Below are 17,264 nucleotides of genomic sequence, written 5' to 3' on the forward strand. Positions count from 1 at the left end.
TACCCCTATTTGCGAGGTGGCTAGCTTTGGTGGAATTTATCCACTTCATTCTGCTGAGAGACCACCACGGAGATGCTTAGCGGGAAAAATTCCACTTATTTGCTCCATATCACACTGAATGGGTGGAAATGGAGGAAATTAAATCTACTTTTTCCACCTAATCGTCGAATAATCGGTGAAATTCACAAATTAGTTTTTTCACTTTACTCAGTGACAGCTGCCTTCTTCCCCTCCGCGCCACCGCAGCCTCACCGTGGTTGCCGTTCCCGGCGGAGGTGCAGCAGCTTCACGGAAGCCAAGCCCAGCGGTTGTCCGTGCCAGCATCTGGCGGATAACGCCGCCGTGAGTCACAATCAGCACTCTTAAAGGTCCATTCCTAGGGCCGGACGCCTCGGCAGCTGTATGGAGCAGGTCGGACAAAAAACTCTCCACACGTCCGGTGAATACTGCCCAGGATTCTCCGCCCGGCGGGGCAAACGCCGTAGGATCATCAATCCAGCTCCGATAGCTTGGATTATTCTGCAGCTGCTCATAATTCTGTCCCTCCCAAGCACCAAAGCTCATCTCGCGCAGCCGTGAATCGTACACTGCCGACTGCCCGAGGGAAGGGGCAATGACCGCCAGTGTCTCCCGGCATCTGCGCAAATCACTGCAGTACACACGCCAGAAGCTGCCGGCAAGTTCGGGCTGGTGCCTTAGAGCAGACAGCTTCACCTCCGATTCAGGCAGCAGCGGAAGATCGGTGCTGCCCAGGTAACGGTGTTCGGCATTCCACTGGGTATGTCCATGGCGGATCAGCACCAGCTCAAGCTCGACTTGAAGTTCTACTTTGCTCTCACATGCCCGTTCATTCACAGGGTCTGGTTCACTCTTAGGGTCTGGTTCACTCTCAGGGTCCACATCCTGTCCAGGGTCCGGTTCATACTCAGGATTCAGTGCTTCCTCAGGTTTCCTTTCATTCCGGGCGCCCGGCATATACTCAGGGTGCAGTACATGCTCAGCGTCCAATCCGGCTAGGTTATTTGCCATCTCTCTGGATCAGCCTCCAATCCCGTGCCACAGCATAACCGCCGCTGCACACAGGCAGACAAATATGGCGGAAGACCACAGCATCAGCCGTGAGGCAAGAATGATGTCCTCCGGCTCCATAGTGCGGAGGGGGTCGCCCATGTAGGCGCGGAACGAGGCCACGCCGTGGTATACATTTTCGCCGCCCAGACGGATGCCAAGCGCTCCGGCTACCGCCGATTCGGGGAATCCGCTGTTCGGGCTGGGATGGCGGCGCGCATCGCGCCTCACAATACGCCAGCTGCTGCGCCAGTCCAGACGCAGCAGACAGGCGCACAAGACTAACAGCACTGCTGTCATCCGCGCCGCTATGTAATTGGCTACGTCATCGAGCCGGGCTGAGGCCCATCCGAGATCACGGTATTTGTCGTTTTTGTAGCCGACCATGGAATCCAGCGTATTCACCGCACGGTAAGCCATGGCCAGCGGTGCTCCGCCGAGCAGGGCGAAGAACAGCGGAGAAATAATCGCATCCACAATATTCTCCGCCACAGTCTCCACCGTGCCCCGGACAATATCCGGGCTCTCCAGCTTGGTGGTGTCGCGGCCAACGATCATCCCGAGTGCTGTGCGGGCTGCAGGGATATCTCCCTTGCGCAGCTCCACATAGACGGCCATCCCGGCATCTTTTAGTCCCTTAGAGGCAATAGTTGTAGCGATCAGCCAGACCTCCGCTGCCCAGCCCAGCCCAGGCGATACCCTGGATAGCAGCATTAGAAGGGCTGCTGTCACTCCCCAGGCTCCGCCAGCGACCAGCAGCGGAAGCAGAATTCCTGCGCGTTTCAGAGTGCGCGGCTGCGTGCAGAAGCGGCGGATCAGCCGTTCAAGAGCTGTAATCGCTTTTCCCATAAGCACCACCGGATGAGGGATACTGCGCGGGTCGCCTATAATCCGGTCCAGCACATAGGCTGCAAGTAAAATAATTGCTAGCTTCACCGGGCAGCACCCGCAAGCGGCTTGTTGCTTATGCGGCTCATTGGCTGTCCTTCCTTGCCAGTTGGGCTGCTTTCACTGATCCGAGGCTTGCCGTTACAGCGGCATACACCAGCCTGCCAATCGCTCCGCCCAGGTCGGTGGCGGTTCCGGCGTAGACATGCTCTGCAGCGTAGCGTCCGCTCCCACTCACTGCGAGCACAATAGCATCTGTAGTGGTACCAGTGGCAATCAGGCCATTCTCGGGATCTGTGATCCCGAGATCGGCGAGCGCGGCAGCCTTCGCCTCGGTTGCCGTTATCACGGCATTGACCATCGCAGACGGAGTCAGCCGGCCGTCAATGCCCAGCATGATGTTGATCGTCCCGGAGCGGTAAGCGGCCAACACGTTCCGCCGGACTCCGGCGCGCGCGGCATTACCAGAGGCTGCGGTAACACAGCAGAAAATACCCGCCGAACCGATATCCTCCTCGGCAACAGCAGCATGCTCCAGCGGCACCGCTGTCATCAGACCGGCGCAGCCTTCCAGCGGATAACCCCATTCGCGCAATTTGTTCTCCATATCACGCACCGGATTGCTGCACTCATAATCACGGCTGACGAACTGGTTGACCGCCCGTTTCAGACGGACCATCCCACCGCCGTACACCGCGCTCGACAGCCCTTCCGCTTCAACCGGGAATTCCAGCAGCAGATGCTCCTGCTTCCATTCGAGCACAAGTCCAGGCCAGACGCTAGAGTGATACACCGCCGCGCCGCTGCCTGGGTTAAAAGGAAGCTGTACTTCACCCATTTGATCCCGCTCCTCTCACAGCATTAATGTTCAATAACTACTATAACTACCGGAAACAATAAATCAGAAAAAGAGTTAGATCTAAAAAATGTTGTGATAAACAAAATTCAATTTATCTTCATAAAACTATAGAAGTAATTTCAGATCATACCCATCTTACACAGAAAAAACGCTAATTCTCAAATGAAATAACGTTACCACATGTTCCATCATGATATACAAGATTTGAACAAGATTTTATGATTTCATATTTACCATCGGTATATTCATTAATAATGCTATCCCAAAATCTAATAGACGAAATATTATCCGGATGTTCTCCTATTTCCCATTTCCCGCGAAACATGTCAAATACAGCTTTTGCCGCATATCGTCCTACTCCGGATCGGCGATACTTATGCAAAATAAAAAATTCACCCATTGAATAATCAAAATTAGGATGTAATACGAAATCATCATCAATTAGGACAAACCCTGCTAATATTCCATTCACTTTCACGAAAACGGATAGTGTTTTTCTTTATCCCAATAATCAGAAATATGATATTCAAATTCATATTCGCCTTTGTCATTTACATCAAATTTATTATACTGTGACCACTCGTAGCAATACATTTTCAATAGATTTTTCAATATTGCTTTCTCTTCCACAGGTACTTTTACAACTTCTATATTCATAATTTCAAACTCCTAAAATGATTTTCGGTACACTTAGATGCATAGTTTTATATCGCTCTTATTCCCATTATGTATGATTTGATATAAACATCATGCCATTCCAGTGGAATGGGGACATACTCAGACGACCTCGATATATAAGTGGAATTCCTCCAACGAATCTGCACCTGTCGACTCTCCCGAAGGAGCTAGTTGGAAAAAGTAAACTTAATCCGGCCCTATCAGCAGATATGTAGGAATTTCGCCTGATTTAGTTGTAGAAAATCCCACTAATGCCCGCTGTAGCGTGGATTTCTGCCAATTAGTTATACTAATTCCACTTTGCAATAAACCAGGCCAGCGAGCAGAGGCATTAGGTATTTGACTGTACTCATTCCGCTTATCGGATTCACGCTTATCTCATTCACGCTTATCTCATTTCCGCTAACTCATTCACGCGTATTTCATTCCGCTGTCAGCCTGCTTCCCTACGCTACCGGTCTTTAGTCCATCCTTCCGTCTCCTTCATCCTTTACTCCCGCCCGCAGCGTCTCCTCCAGTTGGTGAAGAAGACGTGCGTTGTCCTCGTTTCCTTTGACCGCGACGCGGATATGCCCCGGCGTAAGGCCCGGATACATCGCGCAGCTGCGCACGAGAATGCCGCTGCGGCCCAGCCTCTCCTGCATGGCTGCAGCGCTCCACCCTGCGGGCAGTCCGAGCAGCAGGAAGTTCGCTTCGCCCGGCGGCACCTCGCAGCCGAGCCGCAGCAGACCCTGCCGCAGCGCTTCGCGCTCTGCGGTAATCAGCCCGCGCGTGCGCTCCTCATACTCGCGCCCGCTGCGCAGGCAGGCTTCCCCGGCCAGCAGCGCCAGGCCGTTCACGCTCCAGGTCACCTGCTTGCCGGTCATGGCCGCGGCAAGCTCCGGAGCTGCGATGGTGAAACCCAGTCGCAGCCCCGGAATGGCATAAAATTTCGTCATCGAACGGATCAGCACCGTCTGACGATAAGCCCCAAGCTCCGGCAGCAGCGATTGCCGCCGCTCTTCGGGGATGAAGTCGATGAACGCTTCATCCACCGCCAGCACCGCCCCGCAGCGCTCCGCCTGCTGCGCCAGCACCCGGAGTTCGTCCAGCGCATACTGGACGCCATTCGGGTTATTCGGCTGCCCGAGGAACAGCAGATCCACCTGTTCCAGCAGCCCGGCGATGTTATCCGCACCGGCACGGTAGCCCTGCTCCTTCGTGCCTTGAACGGATATGACCTCTGCACCGAATTGCTCTGCGAGCTGGCGGTATTCCGAGAAGCAGGGCTCGATGATGCCCACCTTACGCGGTTTCACTGCTAAGAGCAGCAGTGCCATCGATTCCGCCGCCCCGTTGCCCACCGTAATGCAGTCGTTGTCTACCCCCAGATTCTCCGCAAACAGGGACTTCAGTCTGCGGTGCCCGGGATCGGGATAGGCCGTTATGGCAGTTAATGAATCCCGCAGCAGGTCCAGCACACCGGGCGGCGGACCAAGGGGGTTGATATTTGCGCTAAAATCAACAAAAGCACCGCTCCCCTCCCCGTACAATTCCGCAGCCGTCAGCAAATCACCGCCGTGGCCGTATTTTTCAAGCATGCCTACACTCCTCTTTATCTTTCTATTCACTCATTGTCCCCATTATTGCCCCATTGCCGGAAATACGTCAATGTTTTGCATCCCCGCACCGCAAGAGAATGCCGCTTGCCGCAGATATGCCTCTGCCTCGCCGCAACCATTGGTTCTTTTGTACAATCCACACTTTTGGTTTAAAATAACTACAGCAGTTCATCATGCCCAAGCGGAGGAATTTACTATGCTTTTTATCGATAACACCGGAATTACAGACGCATCGATCAATCTCGCGATTGAGGAATTTGCGCTCAAGAATCTGCCGATGGACGACAGCTATCTGCTTTTTTATATCAACAGCCCGTCCATTATCATCGGCAAACATCAGAATACCATTGAAGAGATCAACCAGGAATACGTGAAGGACAACAATATCCAGGTCGTGCGGCGGTTGTCCGGCGGCGGGGCTGTCTATCACGATCTCGGAAATCTCAACTTCTCCTTCATTACCAAAGACGACGGGCAGTCTTTCCATAATTTCCTGAAATTCACCCAGCCGGTCATCGACTACCTGCAGTCCATGGGTGTGAATGCCGAGCTGAGCGGACGCAATGATCTTCAGGTCGGGGAGCAAAAAATCTCCGGCAATGCACAGTTCTCCACACGCGGTCGCATGTTCAGCCACGGCACCCTGATGTTCGATCTCAATCTGGACGATGTGCAGGCCTCCCTGAATGTGAACCCGGAGAAATTCAAATCCAAGAGCACCAAATCCGTGCGCAGCCGCGTGGCTAATATCAAAGAGCTGCTTGGAAGCGACATGACCATTGAGGAATTCCGTGAGGGCCTGCTGCGTTCCATCTTCGGCATGGAGCCTTCGGAGGTTCCGCAGTATAAGCTGACTCAGGACGACTGGGTGCGGATTAACGAAATTTCCAAGGAGCATTACCAGAACTGGGATTGGAACTACGGCCTCTCGCCAAAAAGCAATATAAAGCATACCCGTAAGTTCCCGGCAGGGCTCGTCGATATCCGCATGGACATTGAAGATTCCTACATTAAGGATATCAAAATCTACGGCGACTTCTTCGGCGTCGGCGATGTGGTGGACGTGGAGAACGCGCTGCGCGGCAAACGCTATGAAAATGCAGAGGTCAGAGATGCCCTATCCGGGCTGGACCTGAAGCATTATTTCGGCCGGATTGAGCCGGAGGACTTCATCGGGTTGATATTCCTGGAGGAATAGCTCCTGGTTAGCGGACCCGAATCTGGAAAGAGGGATGAGCCACTCTTGCAGGAACCAGCCCTCCCTTCTTCCAACGACCAAAAAGGCCTTCTGTGAATGATCCGCAGAAAGCCTTTTTGATGTCCTCGGGCAAAAGCACTTTATATACCGGGAGTAAGCACAAAAACATACGTAACCAGTGCAAGCGTAAGTATGATGCAGAACTTCTCCACCGCGTTGCCTTTCTTCGTCCCTGTGCTCATCAGCTTCAAGCGAAGCTTGAAGGGCAGTGGAGGCAGCGGGGTAATGCCGCGCTGGGTCAGGGAATCAGCCAGCAGATGCAGCGCGTAGGACATGCCTCCTGCAATCCAGAGGCTGCCGCCGTCGTTCATACCAAGCGAGGCAAAATAAAGTAACGCTCCCCAGCCAGCCACGCCGTACAGCGTATGTGTCAGTCCGCGGTGCGGAACAACCGAGGATACGACGAGCACACAGGCCGCAATGTAGTTCCATGGATCGTAGTCTTCCGCGAACGCAAACAGCCCCAGTGCCAGCAGCAGCATCACCAGATGCCGCAGACGCCTGCCCGGCAGGAAGGATACGCTTCCGACAAGCAGCGCCAACGCAATGTTCCAGGGCGGTGCGGCGATTCCGGCAAAATACAGATAGATGGCCGCCCCGATCAGAGCCACCTGCAGGATTCGCAGTAGGAATTCAGGCAGAGCTTTGCGCACCAGCAGAGAATTGGGCTCATCGATATCAGGCAAGAGGGCGCTAAGTCCCGCTACGGCAACCGCCGGAATCGTAATCTCATGGCCGAGCAGGCTCATGACCGATAGGGTAACCCCGGTGCTGATGATGAAATGGGATTTGCCCATCATGGTGTACCCGCTCCTTTCTAAGGTGTAGGGTTTATCTTGTACAAAAATAAGAACAAGTGTACGGTTATCGAAGTATAACAATTGCTTGCTTTTTTGTCCAGCCTTTGGCTGTTTTTCGGGTGCCAAGGCCCTTATCCCGCCTGCCCTGCGCACAGTTCTGTCTTGTCCTCCCCCCTGTTTTAAGATACAATTTGGACAACTTGATCCGAAACTCCCGTACCAAGAAAGGATGACCTGTGTGAATCGCTCCCGAATAGCTGATCTCAGTCTGCTGCTGGTGGCGATGATGTGGGGATGTACGTTTCTGATTGTGCAAAGCGCAGTCAAGGTGCTGCCGCCGCTCGCATTTAACAGCATCCGTTTCACCGGTGCCGCCGTGCTGCTGGCGCTGATCACCGCCGTTTTCTACCGCCGGGAATGGAGGCTGCTGAGCTGGCGCATGACTGGGCACGCCTTATTGCTGGGTCTTTTTCTGTTCCTGGGCTATGGCTTCCAGACGATGGGACTGCTCTATACCACTACGTCCAACACCGGGTTTATCACTGGACTGTCGGTAGTCCTCGTCCCTTTCCTGTCGCTGGCCTTGTTACGGCATGCCATCTCACGGTATACCTGGTTCAGCGCAGGACTCGCGGTGGCAGGCCTCTACCTGCTCACCTTCACCGGCTCTGCGCTGTCCCTGAACCGGGGCGATGCACTCGTCCTGCTATGTGCCGTCGCCTTTGCGCTGCAGGTCGCATATACCGGCGTATATGCTCCGCAGTATCCGGCGCTGCCGCTGGCCACGCTGCAGCTTGCCTTTGTCGGGCTGCTCAGCGCCCTCGCTTCCCTGCTTGTGGATGGGCCTGCCCCGCTTGCGCACAGCGGGGCACTGATCCTGAAACCAGAGGTAGTGTGGGCACTGCTCGTCTCCATCGGACCGACCAGCGCGTTTGCCTTCTGGATTCAGACCGCCTGCCAGAAATACACTACACCCTCCCGGGTGGCGATTATCTTTGCCACGGAGCCAGTATTCGCTGCCCTGACAGGACTGGTGTTTGGCGGGGAGACGCTCGGCGTGTCGGCGTTGCTTGGCTGTCTATGTATTCTTGCAGCTATGCTGATGGCCGAACTTAGCCCGGAACCTGGACCTGCGGCCCAAGAAAGTGAAGAACCTGGCCTTCTGATTTCATCAGATAAATGATTTGATCAGACAAATTGAGCTTATGTACAGAGATTCACCCGAACGATGCTTGAAGCAAAGGCAAAATGCGGGATGACTTGAGGGGACCTGATACCAGGCAGCAAATGCAGCATTTTAGAAAAAAAGCCTGAGTTCCCCCAAGTTCTCCGCCTATTAGAGAAAGAGTCTAGCCTTCCGCATAGGCTCACAGCATGATTACTACAGCGTACCGCACGGGTGTGAACACACTCGTTGGCTGCGCTCACCAAACCATTAGGAGAGAACCTGCATGTACAAATTGATTGCAATCGATATTGATGACACCCTGATTACGGATACCAAGGAAGTTACCCCTGCCACACAGACAGCACTGGAACAGGCCGTTGCCGCAGGTGTTGTGGTTACCCTGGCTACCGGACGCGCCTATGCTTCCGCGCAGGCCATCGCCCGCCAGACCGGACTGAACGTGCCGATTATCACCTACCAGGGTGCACTTGTGAAGAACCTGATGGATGAAAAGGTGCTCTACGAGCGTTATGTGCCACAAGATGCCGTACGGAAGCTGTTCAGCTATTGCGTAGAGCATAACCTGCACTTACAGACCTACATTGATGACAAGCTGTATGCGCGTGAAGAAAATCAAAAACTGATTGACTATGCCACACTCAACGGAACCCAATACTTTATTGAGCCGGACTGGGAAAAGCTTGTTCCGCAAAAAACACCAAAGATGCTGATCATCGACGATCCGGCCTTCCTGGATGAGCTGTCACCGATTCTGCGCGAGCTGCTGGGCGATTCCGTACACATCACGAAATCCAAGCCGCATTTCCTGGAGATCATGCACCATGAGGGTACTAAGGGTCTGGCTCTGGAGTTCCTGGCAGCCCACTTCGGCTGCGAGCTGTCCGAAACCATCGCCGTCGGCGACTCCTGGAATGACCACGAAATGCTCGAAGCTGCCGGCCTTGGCGTAGCCATGGCTAACGCAATCCCGGCGCTGAAGGACATTGCCGATTTCATCACCCTCAGCAACAATGAGGACGGTGTGAAATACGCCATCGATAAATTCATCCTGCACACTGTAGAATAGGGAGCGTAAGCTTGCTCTAGCGCAGTACAAAGGGTGCCTTTCTCCGGTTGTGATCCGGCTGTAAGGCACCCTTTGTGTTACTGTAAGATAACTTAAGATTCGTACAATTTCATAACAATGTTACGAAGATTCAACAAACCGGTAGGTCCAGAACTGTTCCGTTCCAAACCGCCTCCGCATTTCCTCTTCCGTAAGATCCTGGTTTCCCACAAGCTCTGCCGCTTGGAATTGCGTCCGGTGCGCCTGAATCGAGGCCATTTTCTTCGCAAGGAATTCGGTTACGTCTATGGTGACATCCGCTTTTCCGATCATTTGCTCGCGATTGCTGGCGAACGCGCTGCAATATACCAATGGACGCTCTGCCGCAGGGAGCCGGCCAATCGTTCGGATGACAGCAGCTCCGGTGGCATCGTGATCGGGATGCACACTGTACCCTGGATAGAAGGTGATGACCAGCGATGGCTTCAGTTCCTTGAGCAGCTCCATAATCTGAGAATCCAGAAGTTCCTCGTCTTCGAATTCGATCATTTTATCGTGGAACCCGAGCATTCTTAGATCCTGGATACCGATCGCAAGGCAGGAGGCAGCCAGTTCATCCTTACGGATTGCCGTCAAGGTGACACGGTTCGCGAACGGCGGGATGCCCATGTTGCGCCCCATCTCTCCCAGGGTCAGACAAGCATAGGTGACCTGGGCACCGCTTGCTATATACATTGATAACGTCCCTGATGCAACAAAAGATTCGTCGTCGGGATGAGGGAGCACAACCAGGATTCGCTGGTGTTCGGCTTGATTATGATTCATAGATGTTTGATCCTCCGCTTTCATCAAAACTTGTCCCGGCTTAGTTGCAAGGCAACAATTAGCTTTCCCTGACTGTCATGCCCTGCCAGGATTAACCGATCCTTGTCCATTTCATCAATGTGTGTAAGGCCTTCGGCATAAATCCAGCCAAGCGTTGTCTTTAAGCCCACCCGGTATGGACCTGTACCAGAGATAGAACCTTGTGTATACCGGATCACCGCATTGGAGATGAAGGCTGATGCCGGATGCCGGGTACTGTCCAGATGACTGGCATAGGCGCCTGTCGTAAGTTCAAGGTGTACATAAAGTTCCTGATTGGCAAGTTGATCGATCCGGAACTGGATATCTTCGGGGAGTATCGGCTGCATGGCGGCCTCCTTGTCTGGTAGAATGTATTAGTGCCATTTTAGCATATGACCCGGGAGAATATACAATAGTGCTTAGTCCGGGTGACTATTCACCGAAAGGGGATGACCTGTATGATTACACTTAGAACAATCACGCTGGAGAACCGGCGTATCCTCTTCAATCTTGAAGTTTCAGAAGATCAAAACCGCTTTGTAGCGTCCAATCTGTCAAGCGTGGCTTCGTGTTATGTCCTTGCAACCAATGGGGGACATCCATTTCCATTTGCCATTTATGCGGATGAGGAGCCAGTCGGGTTTGTGATGCTGACGTATGGAATTACCGGATACGAACTGCCGTCCATCGCAGACGACAGCTATTGCATCTTGCGGCTGATGATCGGCAAGCAGTATCAGAACCGGGGCTACGGCCGGGAAGCCATGACAAAAATCCTGGAATTTATCCGCACCTTTCCGGCCGGGCCCGCACATTACTGCTGGATCCCCTATGAAGCCGATAACATCACCGCGAAAAAGCTCTATGAAAGTTTCGGCTTCCGTGACAACGGCGAAATCTGCGACAACGAGCCAATCACCGTATTGCGGCTGTGATATGCAGCAAGTCTCAACAGCGTTATTGCCGTTCCGATCTCACCAGGTCTTTGCGGCCCAAGATCCGCCATTTATCCAATATACATGGCTTAATTGTTCTTTTAGATAATTATCATTTATGTTCATGCTTCCCCCTCAAATTTTAGTTTTGAGAGAGGAGAACTCCCTGCTTATCCCCATACATTTCATTCGATGCCTTTTCTTCCTGCCCCTCCGTCTCATCCCGCTCCAACTGGGAGTTGTAGAGATCATAGTAGCGCCCTTCTGACGCAAGCAGTTCCTCATGGTTACCGCGCTCTACAATCTCCCCGTTCTCCATCACCAGAATGACGTCGGCGCTCTGAATCGTTGACAGACGGTGGGCAATGACGATGGTGGTTTTGTCCTTCATCAGCTTGCGGATGGCCTGCTGCACCATTTTCTCCGATTCGTTATCCAGCGCGGCTGTTGCTTCATCCAGCAACAGAATCGGCGCGTTCTTCAGCATCGCTCTTGCAATCGAAAGCCGCTGGCGCTGGCCGCCGGAGAGCCGCGAGCCATGCTCGCCGATCTCAGAGTCTACCCCTTCAGGCAGCTCCATTACGAAATCATAGGCATTGGCCTGACGAAGCGCCTCTATTACCTCTTCCTCCGACGCATCCTGCCTGCCATTGCGGATATTTTCGCGGATACTGCCTGTATACAGCCCGGACTCCTGTGGCACATAGGCAAAGTGGCTTCTAAGCTGCTCCAGACTCATCCCCTGAACCGTTTGTCCATTGATTAAAATCTCGCCTTCATCCGGATTGTAGAAGCCCAGCAGAAGCTTGAATAACGTAGACTTCCCGCCTCCGCTCGGCCCGACCACCGCCATCTGCATCCCCTGCGGCAATTCAAGACTAACCTGGTTTAAGCTAAGCTTCCCGGCCCCGGGATAACTGAACGTTACTTCCGACAGACTAAGCTGCTCAAACTCGGGATGCTGCATTTGTTTCTCCGGCAGAGCCTCTACCTCAGCAGGCGCATCCATCACCTCAAAGATCCGCTGCGCCGCTCCCAGCGACTGCTGCATGGAGGCCACCAGTCCCGGCAGCGCCGAGAAAGGCATAACCAGATAATTCATTAATTGAATGAATGCGATCATGGCTCCTACCTCAAGCGAACCTTTGGCGACAAAATATCCCGCGATGACCAGAGCCAGCAGAAAGGTGAGATTTCCTAATACAGAGGACAGTGCCCCCGTAGCCCCTTCAATCCGTCCCCGATTCTGCTCTCCGGCATTAATGCTGTCACTGTAGCCTTTGTACTGCTTCATCAGTCTGCGCTCAATCGAGAATGACTTGAAGACCATACTGCTGCCCAGAATATCGTTCAGAAATGAAGTCGTCCGGCTCATATTCTCCTGTACCTGCACACTGTTCTTCCGCATCGCTTTGCCAAAAACCTTACCGACCAGATAGAGCAGCGGCCCCATGGTAATACAGATCAGTGCAAGCAGCCAGTTAATATAGATCAGATAGGCAAAAGACGCCACAGCCAAGAGCGGATTGCGCAAAAGATCAATCATAACCTGTCCGCAGGCTTCTCCGACCGATTGATTATCATTGGTAAAACGGGACAATAGATCTCCGGAATGATTGCGGTCAAAATAGGATTGCGGCAGCAGCAGCGTATGGTTCATCAGATCCAGGCGCAGCTCATTTCTGATCTTGGCGGAGATATTGATTTTGAGGTAGGCACTGAAATAGCTGCTCACGCCTGCGGTAATCAGGAAAAGCCCCCCGAACCAGGCGAGTCCGCTGAAAGCCTCCACATCCTTACGGACCGCCGCATCCGTAATTCTGGCCAAAAACCAGGCCATTGTCAGATCCAGAACAATGCTGAACAATGTGATCAGCAACAGTACGGCATAGAGCAGCTTGTGCTTCAGCATATATGTACTCAACCTCGAAAATGCGCCTTTCTGCTTCAATCCATCATCTCCCTCTAAAATTCAGTTCTTCGCAAATTTCAATTTTCAACCAAATCAGCCACAAGTGATTCCCATTATATAGGCGGCTATCTTTCTTTGAAAGGAAAATTAATATTCAGGAGCAGAACCTATGCAAGGAAAACCCATAGAAAAACCGCCCTTCGGTTCCAGAAAGGCGGTCATCCCACTTACACAAACGCAAATCACTCATGCGTCCCACTCTCTTCCCAGGCTATACGGGCAAGCGGAAACGGTGAAATCGCCCGCTCCAGAATACCCTGGACATAGGCTATCGCAACGCCATAATTGACGATGGGCACCCCGGCCCTAATCGCTTGCTCCACCCGCCAGAGCATCTGTCTGCGGTTCAGCATACAGCCCCCACAGTGCACAATAAGGGAGTAATCGTCCAGATTGTCCGGGAACTTCATGCCACTGGCGTATTCGAATTGCAGCTGCTTGCCGGTGGCTTGCCGGATCCAGCGCGGAATCTTCACTTTGCCGATATCATCTGCCTGCCCGTGATGGGTACAGGCCTCGGCAATGAGCACTCTGTCACCATGCTGAAGCCCGTCGATGGCAAGCGCCCCCCTCACCATCTCTTCCAGATTACCTTTGTGCCGGGCAAACAGGATAGAAAATGAGGTAAGCGGAATGTCTTTGGGTGTATCAGCTGCAGCCTTCAGGAATACCTGTGAATCTGTCACCACAAGCCGGGGCTTCTTACCGAGACTCTCCAGCGTTTCCTTCAGCTCGAATTCCTTCGTAACCACCGCAATGGCGTCGCTCTCCAGCAGGTCACGGATGGTCTGCTGCTGCGGAAGAATCAATCTGCCTTTGGGCGCTGCCTTGTCAATCGGAACCACCAGTACGACCAAGTCTCCCGGAGAGACCAGGTCGCCGATAATGCGGAATTTATCCTCGGCATCCGGCGCAGCAGCAATCAGTGCCTTCATCAGTCCGCTAATTCCCTGCTGCTCAAGTGCAGATACAGGGATCACCTTACAGCCCAGTTCCTGCTCCGCCTGATCAACAAGAACAGCAAGATCACCCGCATGGGATGTCTGCTGGTCCGCTATGCAGTCTATTTTATTCAAAATGCCCATTGTGGGGATACCCTTGCTGCTGATGGTCCCGGCAATCTGCCGGTCACACGGGTTCACACCGCAGACAGCATCGACAACGATCAGGGCCATATCGGATTGGTTAAGCACCTCCAACGTCTTCTGTTTCCTCAGCTCACCCAGCTCACCCGCCTCATCCAGACCAGCGGTATCAATAAATACTACTGGCCCGAGCGGCAACAGCTCCATAGCTTTATACACCGGATCTGTTGTCGTTCCTTTGACGGGTGACACAACCGCGGCATCCTGTTTGGTGATTGCGTTGATCAGACTTGATTTTCCTGCGTTGCTCCTGCCAAACAGGGCGATATGCAGGCGATTCGGGCGCGGGGTATCGTTCACACTCACACGGTTCTCTCCTTCCCCCAGCGGCTAGCGCAGAGCTGGACTTATTTACCGGGTACACCCGGTTTGGTTATTTGATACGGATTCAGGATTTGATCCAGCTCAGCCTCCGGTAGAAGCTGAGCCTCCAGCAGTACCTGCCGCACCGTTTTGCCTTCTTGGCTTGCCCGCTTGGCTACCTCAGCACTTTTCTCGTATCCGATGTGGTGTATCAGCGCGGCTGCCAAAGCGGAGGAATTCTCAACCCTTTCATAACACCGCTGCTCACAGATCCGGATGCCGCGGACACAGCGCTCTTCGAACAGCCTTACAGCATTGGCCAGGACCTCCAGGGACTCCAGGAGCGCATCCGCGATCAGCGGCATGAACGCATTCAGCTCCAGCTGACCGCCCGCAGCCGCCATCGTTACAGCCGTATCATTGGCAATGACACGCATTGCCACAAGCCCCGCCATCTCTGCCATTACCGGATTGACTTTACCCGGCATAATGGAGGAGCCTGCCTGCACCGCCGGCAATTCAAGCTCCCCCAAGCCCCCAACCGGCCCGCTGGCCAGCAGACGCAGATCACCGGAAATTTTCAATAGATTAATAGAAGCCGCCTTCAACAGCCCGGATACTTCAGCGAAAACATCCATATTCTGCGTAGGGTCCATCGGATATTCACTCCGGGCCAGCCCGTAGCCGGTCAGATCCTGCAAAATATCAGTCATCAAAAACGTATATTTTACCGGTGCATTGAGGCCTGTGCCAATTGCAGTTCCCCCAATGTTGATCTCCCTGAGCCGCTCCTCCACTTTGTACAGGCGCCAGCGGTCCCGGGCTACCGCTTTGGCATATGCTCCGAAGCCCTGCCCTGCCATCATCGGCAAGGCATCCATGAGCTCGGTACGGCCCAGCTTGAGCACATCGGCGAAGGCATGCTCTTTCTCCTGAAGGGCTTCCTGCAAGGACGCAAAAGCTTGACTCAGCAGCCGAACCAGCCCGATTGCAGCAATTCTCAATGCCGTGGGATAGATGTCATTGGTGGATTGGCAGCAGTTAACGTGATCGAGCGGATGAACCTGTGAATAATCTCCCCGCTCTCCGCCCATGAGCTCAATAGCACGATTAGCGATGACTTCGTTCACATTCATATTAGCTGATGTCCCGGCACCGCCCTGCATGGCATCTACTGTAAATTGCTCCCTGTGGGCACCGGCCAGAAGCTCATCACAGGCCTGCACAATCGCCCGGGCTATCGCTGCCGGATAGGTATTCAGCTGCAAATGAGCCTGTGCCGCAGCTTTCTTCACTGTTATTAGGCCATGAAGCAAATGAACGTTGACCATTCTGCCACTTACAGCGAAATTGTCCATAGCCCTAGCGGTATGAATCCCGTAATACACTGCTTTTGGTATATTCCTGGCACCCAGTGCATCCTGCTCTTCGCGGAAAGACTGCAGCGGGTTCTCCACCCTGGACAGCCTGCTCAAGCCTTCACTTCCAGGACTTCCAGCACACGCGGCAGAATCCCGTGAAAATAGGCAAAGGCGATGCCATAGTTGGTAATCGGCACGTTTTGCACACCCGAACTCCGCAGCCGCATCATCAGTTGCTTCCGGTTGAATATACAGCCGCCGCAGTGAACGATCAGTTTATAACCGGAGACGTCATCAGGGAAATCAGGCCCCACACTTGTCGTAATATCCAGCCCGCCGCCAGCCATTTCCTGCAGTTTGGCTTTGACGAGCATACGGTCGATCTCTCCGTTATGCGGGTGGTGGATACAGGCCTCTGACAGCAGTACCTTATCCCCAGGCTTCAGGCTGGATATCATCCCGGCACCGGTCACAAAGGTTTTCAAATCCCCCTTAAAACGAGCCATCAGAATCGCAAAGGTGGTTAATGGCACACTCGCCGGTATAATCTCATTCACTCTGTCAAATACCTGCGAATCGGTAATAACAAGATCAGGCAGCTTGTTTAAGCGCGCGAGCAGGTCAGGCAGCTCTTCTTCAGTAACCGACAACGCTATCGCGTGATGATCGAGCAGGTCGCGGAGGATTTGCTGCTGGGAGGCAACCAGCCGGTATTTGGGAGCAGGGATCATCTCCGGCATTACCATAACGACCAGGTCCCCCAGGTTCACGAGATCACCTACAATGCTGTTTCGTTCAAATTCAGCAGGAGCCAAGGCGCTCATAGCATGGCGCAGACTGCCAAGATTGGAATTCCGCTTCACACTGAGCTTCACGATGGGGACATTCAGAGCCGCCTTCAGCGAATCAATATCAACATAATGATCGTCGGTTTTGGCAATGACGCCAATGACGGGAATGTTCCGTTTGTCCAGCTCGTGCACCCATTCCTTCTCCAGCTTGTAGTCGCCCGCTTCATCCGAGAAGATCATGATGCCCAGATCGGTCAGATCCATCACCTCTCTCGTTTTTTGCACGCGGAAGAGGTCAGCATCATCGATTCCGGCTGTATCTACGATAATAGCGGTCCCCACATTTTTGATCTCCACATATTGAAAAATGGGTTCAGCTGTCGTTCCGGGCTCATCACTGACCAGCAAGGTCGATTTCCCTGTGAGCGCGTTGATCAGACTGGACTTCCCGGCATTTCTTTTGCCAAAAACAGCAATGTGCATTTTGTTAGATTGTGGTGTAAATTGCATAGCAATTCTCTCCTC

At 53.2% G+C, this 17,264-nt stretch carries 17 protein-coding genes; 4 read left to right on the plus strand and 13 right to left on the minus strand.

All coding sequences use genetic code 11. The features are described 5' to 3' along the window. Positions 1 to 207: 207 nt before the first annotated feature. The 6 genes from A3849_RS16540 to cobD all read right to left on the minus strand — a co-directional run bounded on the left by A3849_RS16540 (position 208) and on the right by cobD (position 5,073). The gene (locus A3849_RS16540) at positions 208 to 1,029 is read right to left on the minus strand and encodes a histidine phosphatase family protein (protein WP_143191833.1); all 822 of its coding nucleotides are present in this window, start codon (positions 1,027 to 1,029) and stop codon (positions 208 to 210) included. A gap of 9 nt (positions 1,030 to 1,038) precedes the next feature. Next, entirely contained in the window at positions 1,039 to 2,004 is a 966-nt protein-coding gene (cbiB, locus tag A3849_RS16545) for an adenosylcobinamide-phosphate synthase CbiB (protein ID WP_074112403.1), read from the minus strand. Positions 2,005 to 2,041: 37 nt separating this feature from the next. Then, positions 2,042 to 2,794, minus strand: a complete 753-nt coding sequence (locus tag A3849_RS16550; protein WP_074112404.1) for an adenosylcobinamide amidohydrolase — start codon at positions 2,792 to 2,794, stop codon at positions 2,042 to 2,044. A gap of 172 nt (positions 2,795 to 2,966) precedes the next feature. Beyond that, positions 2,967 to 3,293 carry a GNAT family N-acetyltransferase gene (locus A3849_RS34005; protein WP_372237772.1) on the minus strand — a complete coding sequence of 109 codons (327 nt, stop codon included), beginning with the start codon at positions 3,291 to 3,293 and terminating at the stop codon, positions 2,967 to 2,969. Beyond that, the gene (locus tag A3849_RS33345; RefSeq protein WP_218619244.1) at positions 3,290 to 3,472 is read right to left on the minus strand and encodes a hypothetical protein; all 183 of its coding nucleotides are present in this window, start codon (positions 3,470 to 3,472) and stop codon (positions 3,290 to 3,292) included. Before A3849_RS33345 ends, A3849_RS34005 begins: the two co-directional genes overlap by 4 nt. Positions 3,473 to 3,954: 482 nt before the next feature. After that, complete coding sequence (gene cobD / locus A3849_RS16560; RefSeq protein ID WP_074112405.1) at positions 3,955 to 5,073, minus strand: threonine-phosphate decarboxylase CobD; 1,119 nt, start codon at positions 5,071 to 5,073, stop codon at positions 3,955 to 3,957. A 217-nt stretch (positions 5,074 to 5,290) separates the two neighbouring features. Between cobD and lplA the strand changes: the two genes are divergently transcribed. Continuing rightward, positions 5,291 to 6,292, plus strand: coding sequence for a lipoate--protein ligase (gene lplA / locus A3849_RS16565; protein ID WP_074112406.1), 1,002 nt, complete (start codon positions 5,291 to 5,293; stop codon positions 6,290 to 6,292). Positions 6,293 to 6,432: 140 nt separating this feature from the next. On the opposite strand, the gene A3849_RS16570 is transcribed toward lplA, so the two are convergent. After that, positions 6,433 to 7,152 carry a metal-dependent hydrolase gene (locus tag A3849_RS16570; RefSeq protein WP_074112407.1) on the minus strand — a complete coding sequence of 240 codons (720 nt, stop codon included), beginning with the start codon at positions 7,150 to 7,152 and terminating at the stop codon, positions 6,433 to 6,435. Positions 7,153 to 7,390: 238 nt separating this feature from the next. Between A3849_RS16570 and A3849_RS16575 the strand changes: the two genes are divergently transcribed. Both A3849_RS16575 and A3849_RS16580 read left to right on the plus strand, forming a co-directional pair. Beyond that, a complete protein-coding gene (locus tag A3849_RS16575; protein ID WP_083613540.1) occupies positions 7,391 to 8,335 on the plus strand; it encodes a DMT family transporter in 945 nt (314 codons plus the stop codon). 268 nt (positions 8,336 to 8,603) lie between these two features. Continuing rightward, positions 8,604 to 9,407: a Cof-type HAD-IIB family hydrolase gene (locus A3849_RS16580; RefSeq protein WP_074101583.1), complete on the plus strand. Its 804-nt coding sequence runs from the start codon at positions 8,604 to 8,606 to the stop codon at positions 9,405 to 9,407. A 120-nt stretch (positions 9,408 to 9,527) separates the two neighbouring features. On the opposite strand, the gene bshB2 is transcribed toward A3849_RS16580, so the two are convergent. Next, complete coding sequence (bshB2, locus tag A3849_RS16585; RefSeq protein ID WP_074112409.1) at positions 9,528 to 10,211, minus strand: bacillithiol biosynthesis deacetylase BshB2; 684 nt, start codon at positions 10,209 to 10,211, stop codon at positions 9,528 to 9,530. 23 nt (positions 10,212 to 10,234) lie between these two features. Further along, complete coding sequence (locus tag A3849_RS16590) at positions 10,235 to 10,579, minus strand: YojF family protein (RefSeq protein ID WP_074112410.1); 345 nt, start codon at positions 10,577 to 10,579, stop codon at positions 10,235 to 10,237. Between the two features lie 111 nt (positions 10,580 to 10,690). Between A3849_RS16590 and A3849_RS16595 the strand changes: the two genes are divergently transcribed. Further along, complete coding sequence (locus A3849_RS16595; RefSeq protein WP_074112411.1) at positions 10,691 to 11,167, plus strand: GNAT family N-acetyltransferase; 477 nt, start codon at positions 10,691 to 10,693, stop codon at positions 11,165 to 11,167. Positions 11,168 to 11,309: 142 nt separating this feature from the next. On the opposite strand, the gene A3849_RS16600 is transcribed toward A3849_RS16595, so the two are convergent. The 4 genes from A3849_RS16600 to hydF (A3849_RS16615) form a co-directional block, all read right to left on the minus strand. After that, positions 11,310 to 13,118, minus strand: coding sequence for an ABC transporter ATP-binding protein (locus A3849_RS16600; RefSeq protein ID WP_074112412.1), 1,809 nt, complete (start codon positions 13,116 to 13,118; stop codon positions 11,310 to 11,312). A gap of 203 nt (positions 13,119 to 13,321) precedes the next feature. Continuing rightward, the gene (gene hydF / locus A3849_RS16605; RefSeq protein WP_074112413.1) at positions 13,322 to 14,590 is read right to left on the minus strand and encodes a [FeFe] hydrogenase H-cluster maturation GTPase HydF; all 1,269 of its coding nucleotides are present in this window, start codon (positions 14,588 to 14,590) and stop codon (positions 13,322 to 13,324) included. A 41-nt stretch (positions 14,591 to 14,631) separates the two neighbouring features. Beyond that, positions 14,632 to 16,062: an aspartate ammonia-lyase gene (locus A3849_RS16610; protein ID WP_256700797.1), complete on the minus strand. Its 1,431-nt coding sequence runs from the start codon at positions 16,060 to 16,062 to the stop codon at positions 14,632 to 14,634. Next, a complete protein-coding gene (gene hydF, locus A3849_RS16615; protein WP_074112414.1) occupies positions 16,059 to 17,249 on the minus strand; it encodes a [FeFe] hydrogenase H-cluster maturation GTPase HydF in 1,191 nt (396 codons plus the stop codon). Before hydF (A3849_RS16615) ends, A3849_RS16610 begins: the two co-directional genes overlap by 4 nt. Positions 17,250 to 17,264 lie beyond the last annotated feature (15 nt).

It is taken from the genome of Paenibacillus sp. P46E, assembly GCF_001909095.1.
Classification (GTDB): domain Bacteria; phylum Bacillota; class Bacilli; order Paenibacillales; family Paenibacillaceae; genus Paenibacillus_AQ; species Paenibacillus_AQ helianthi.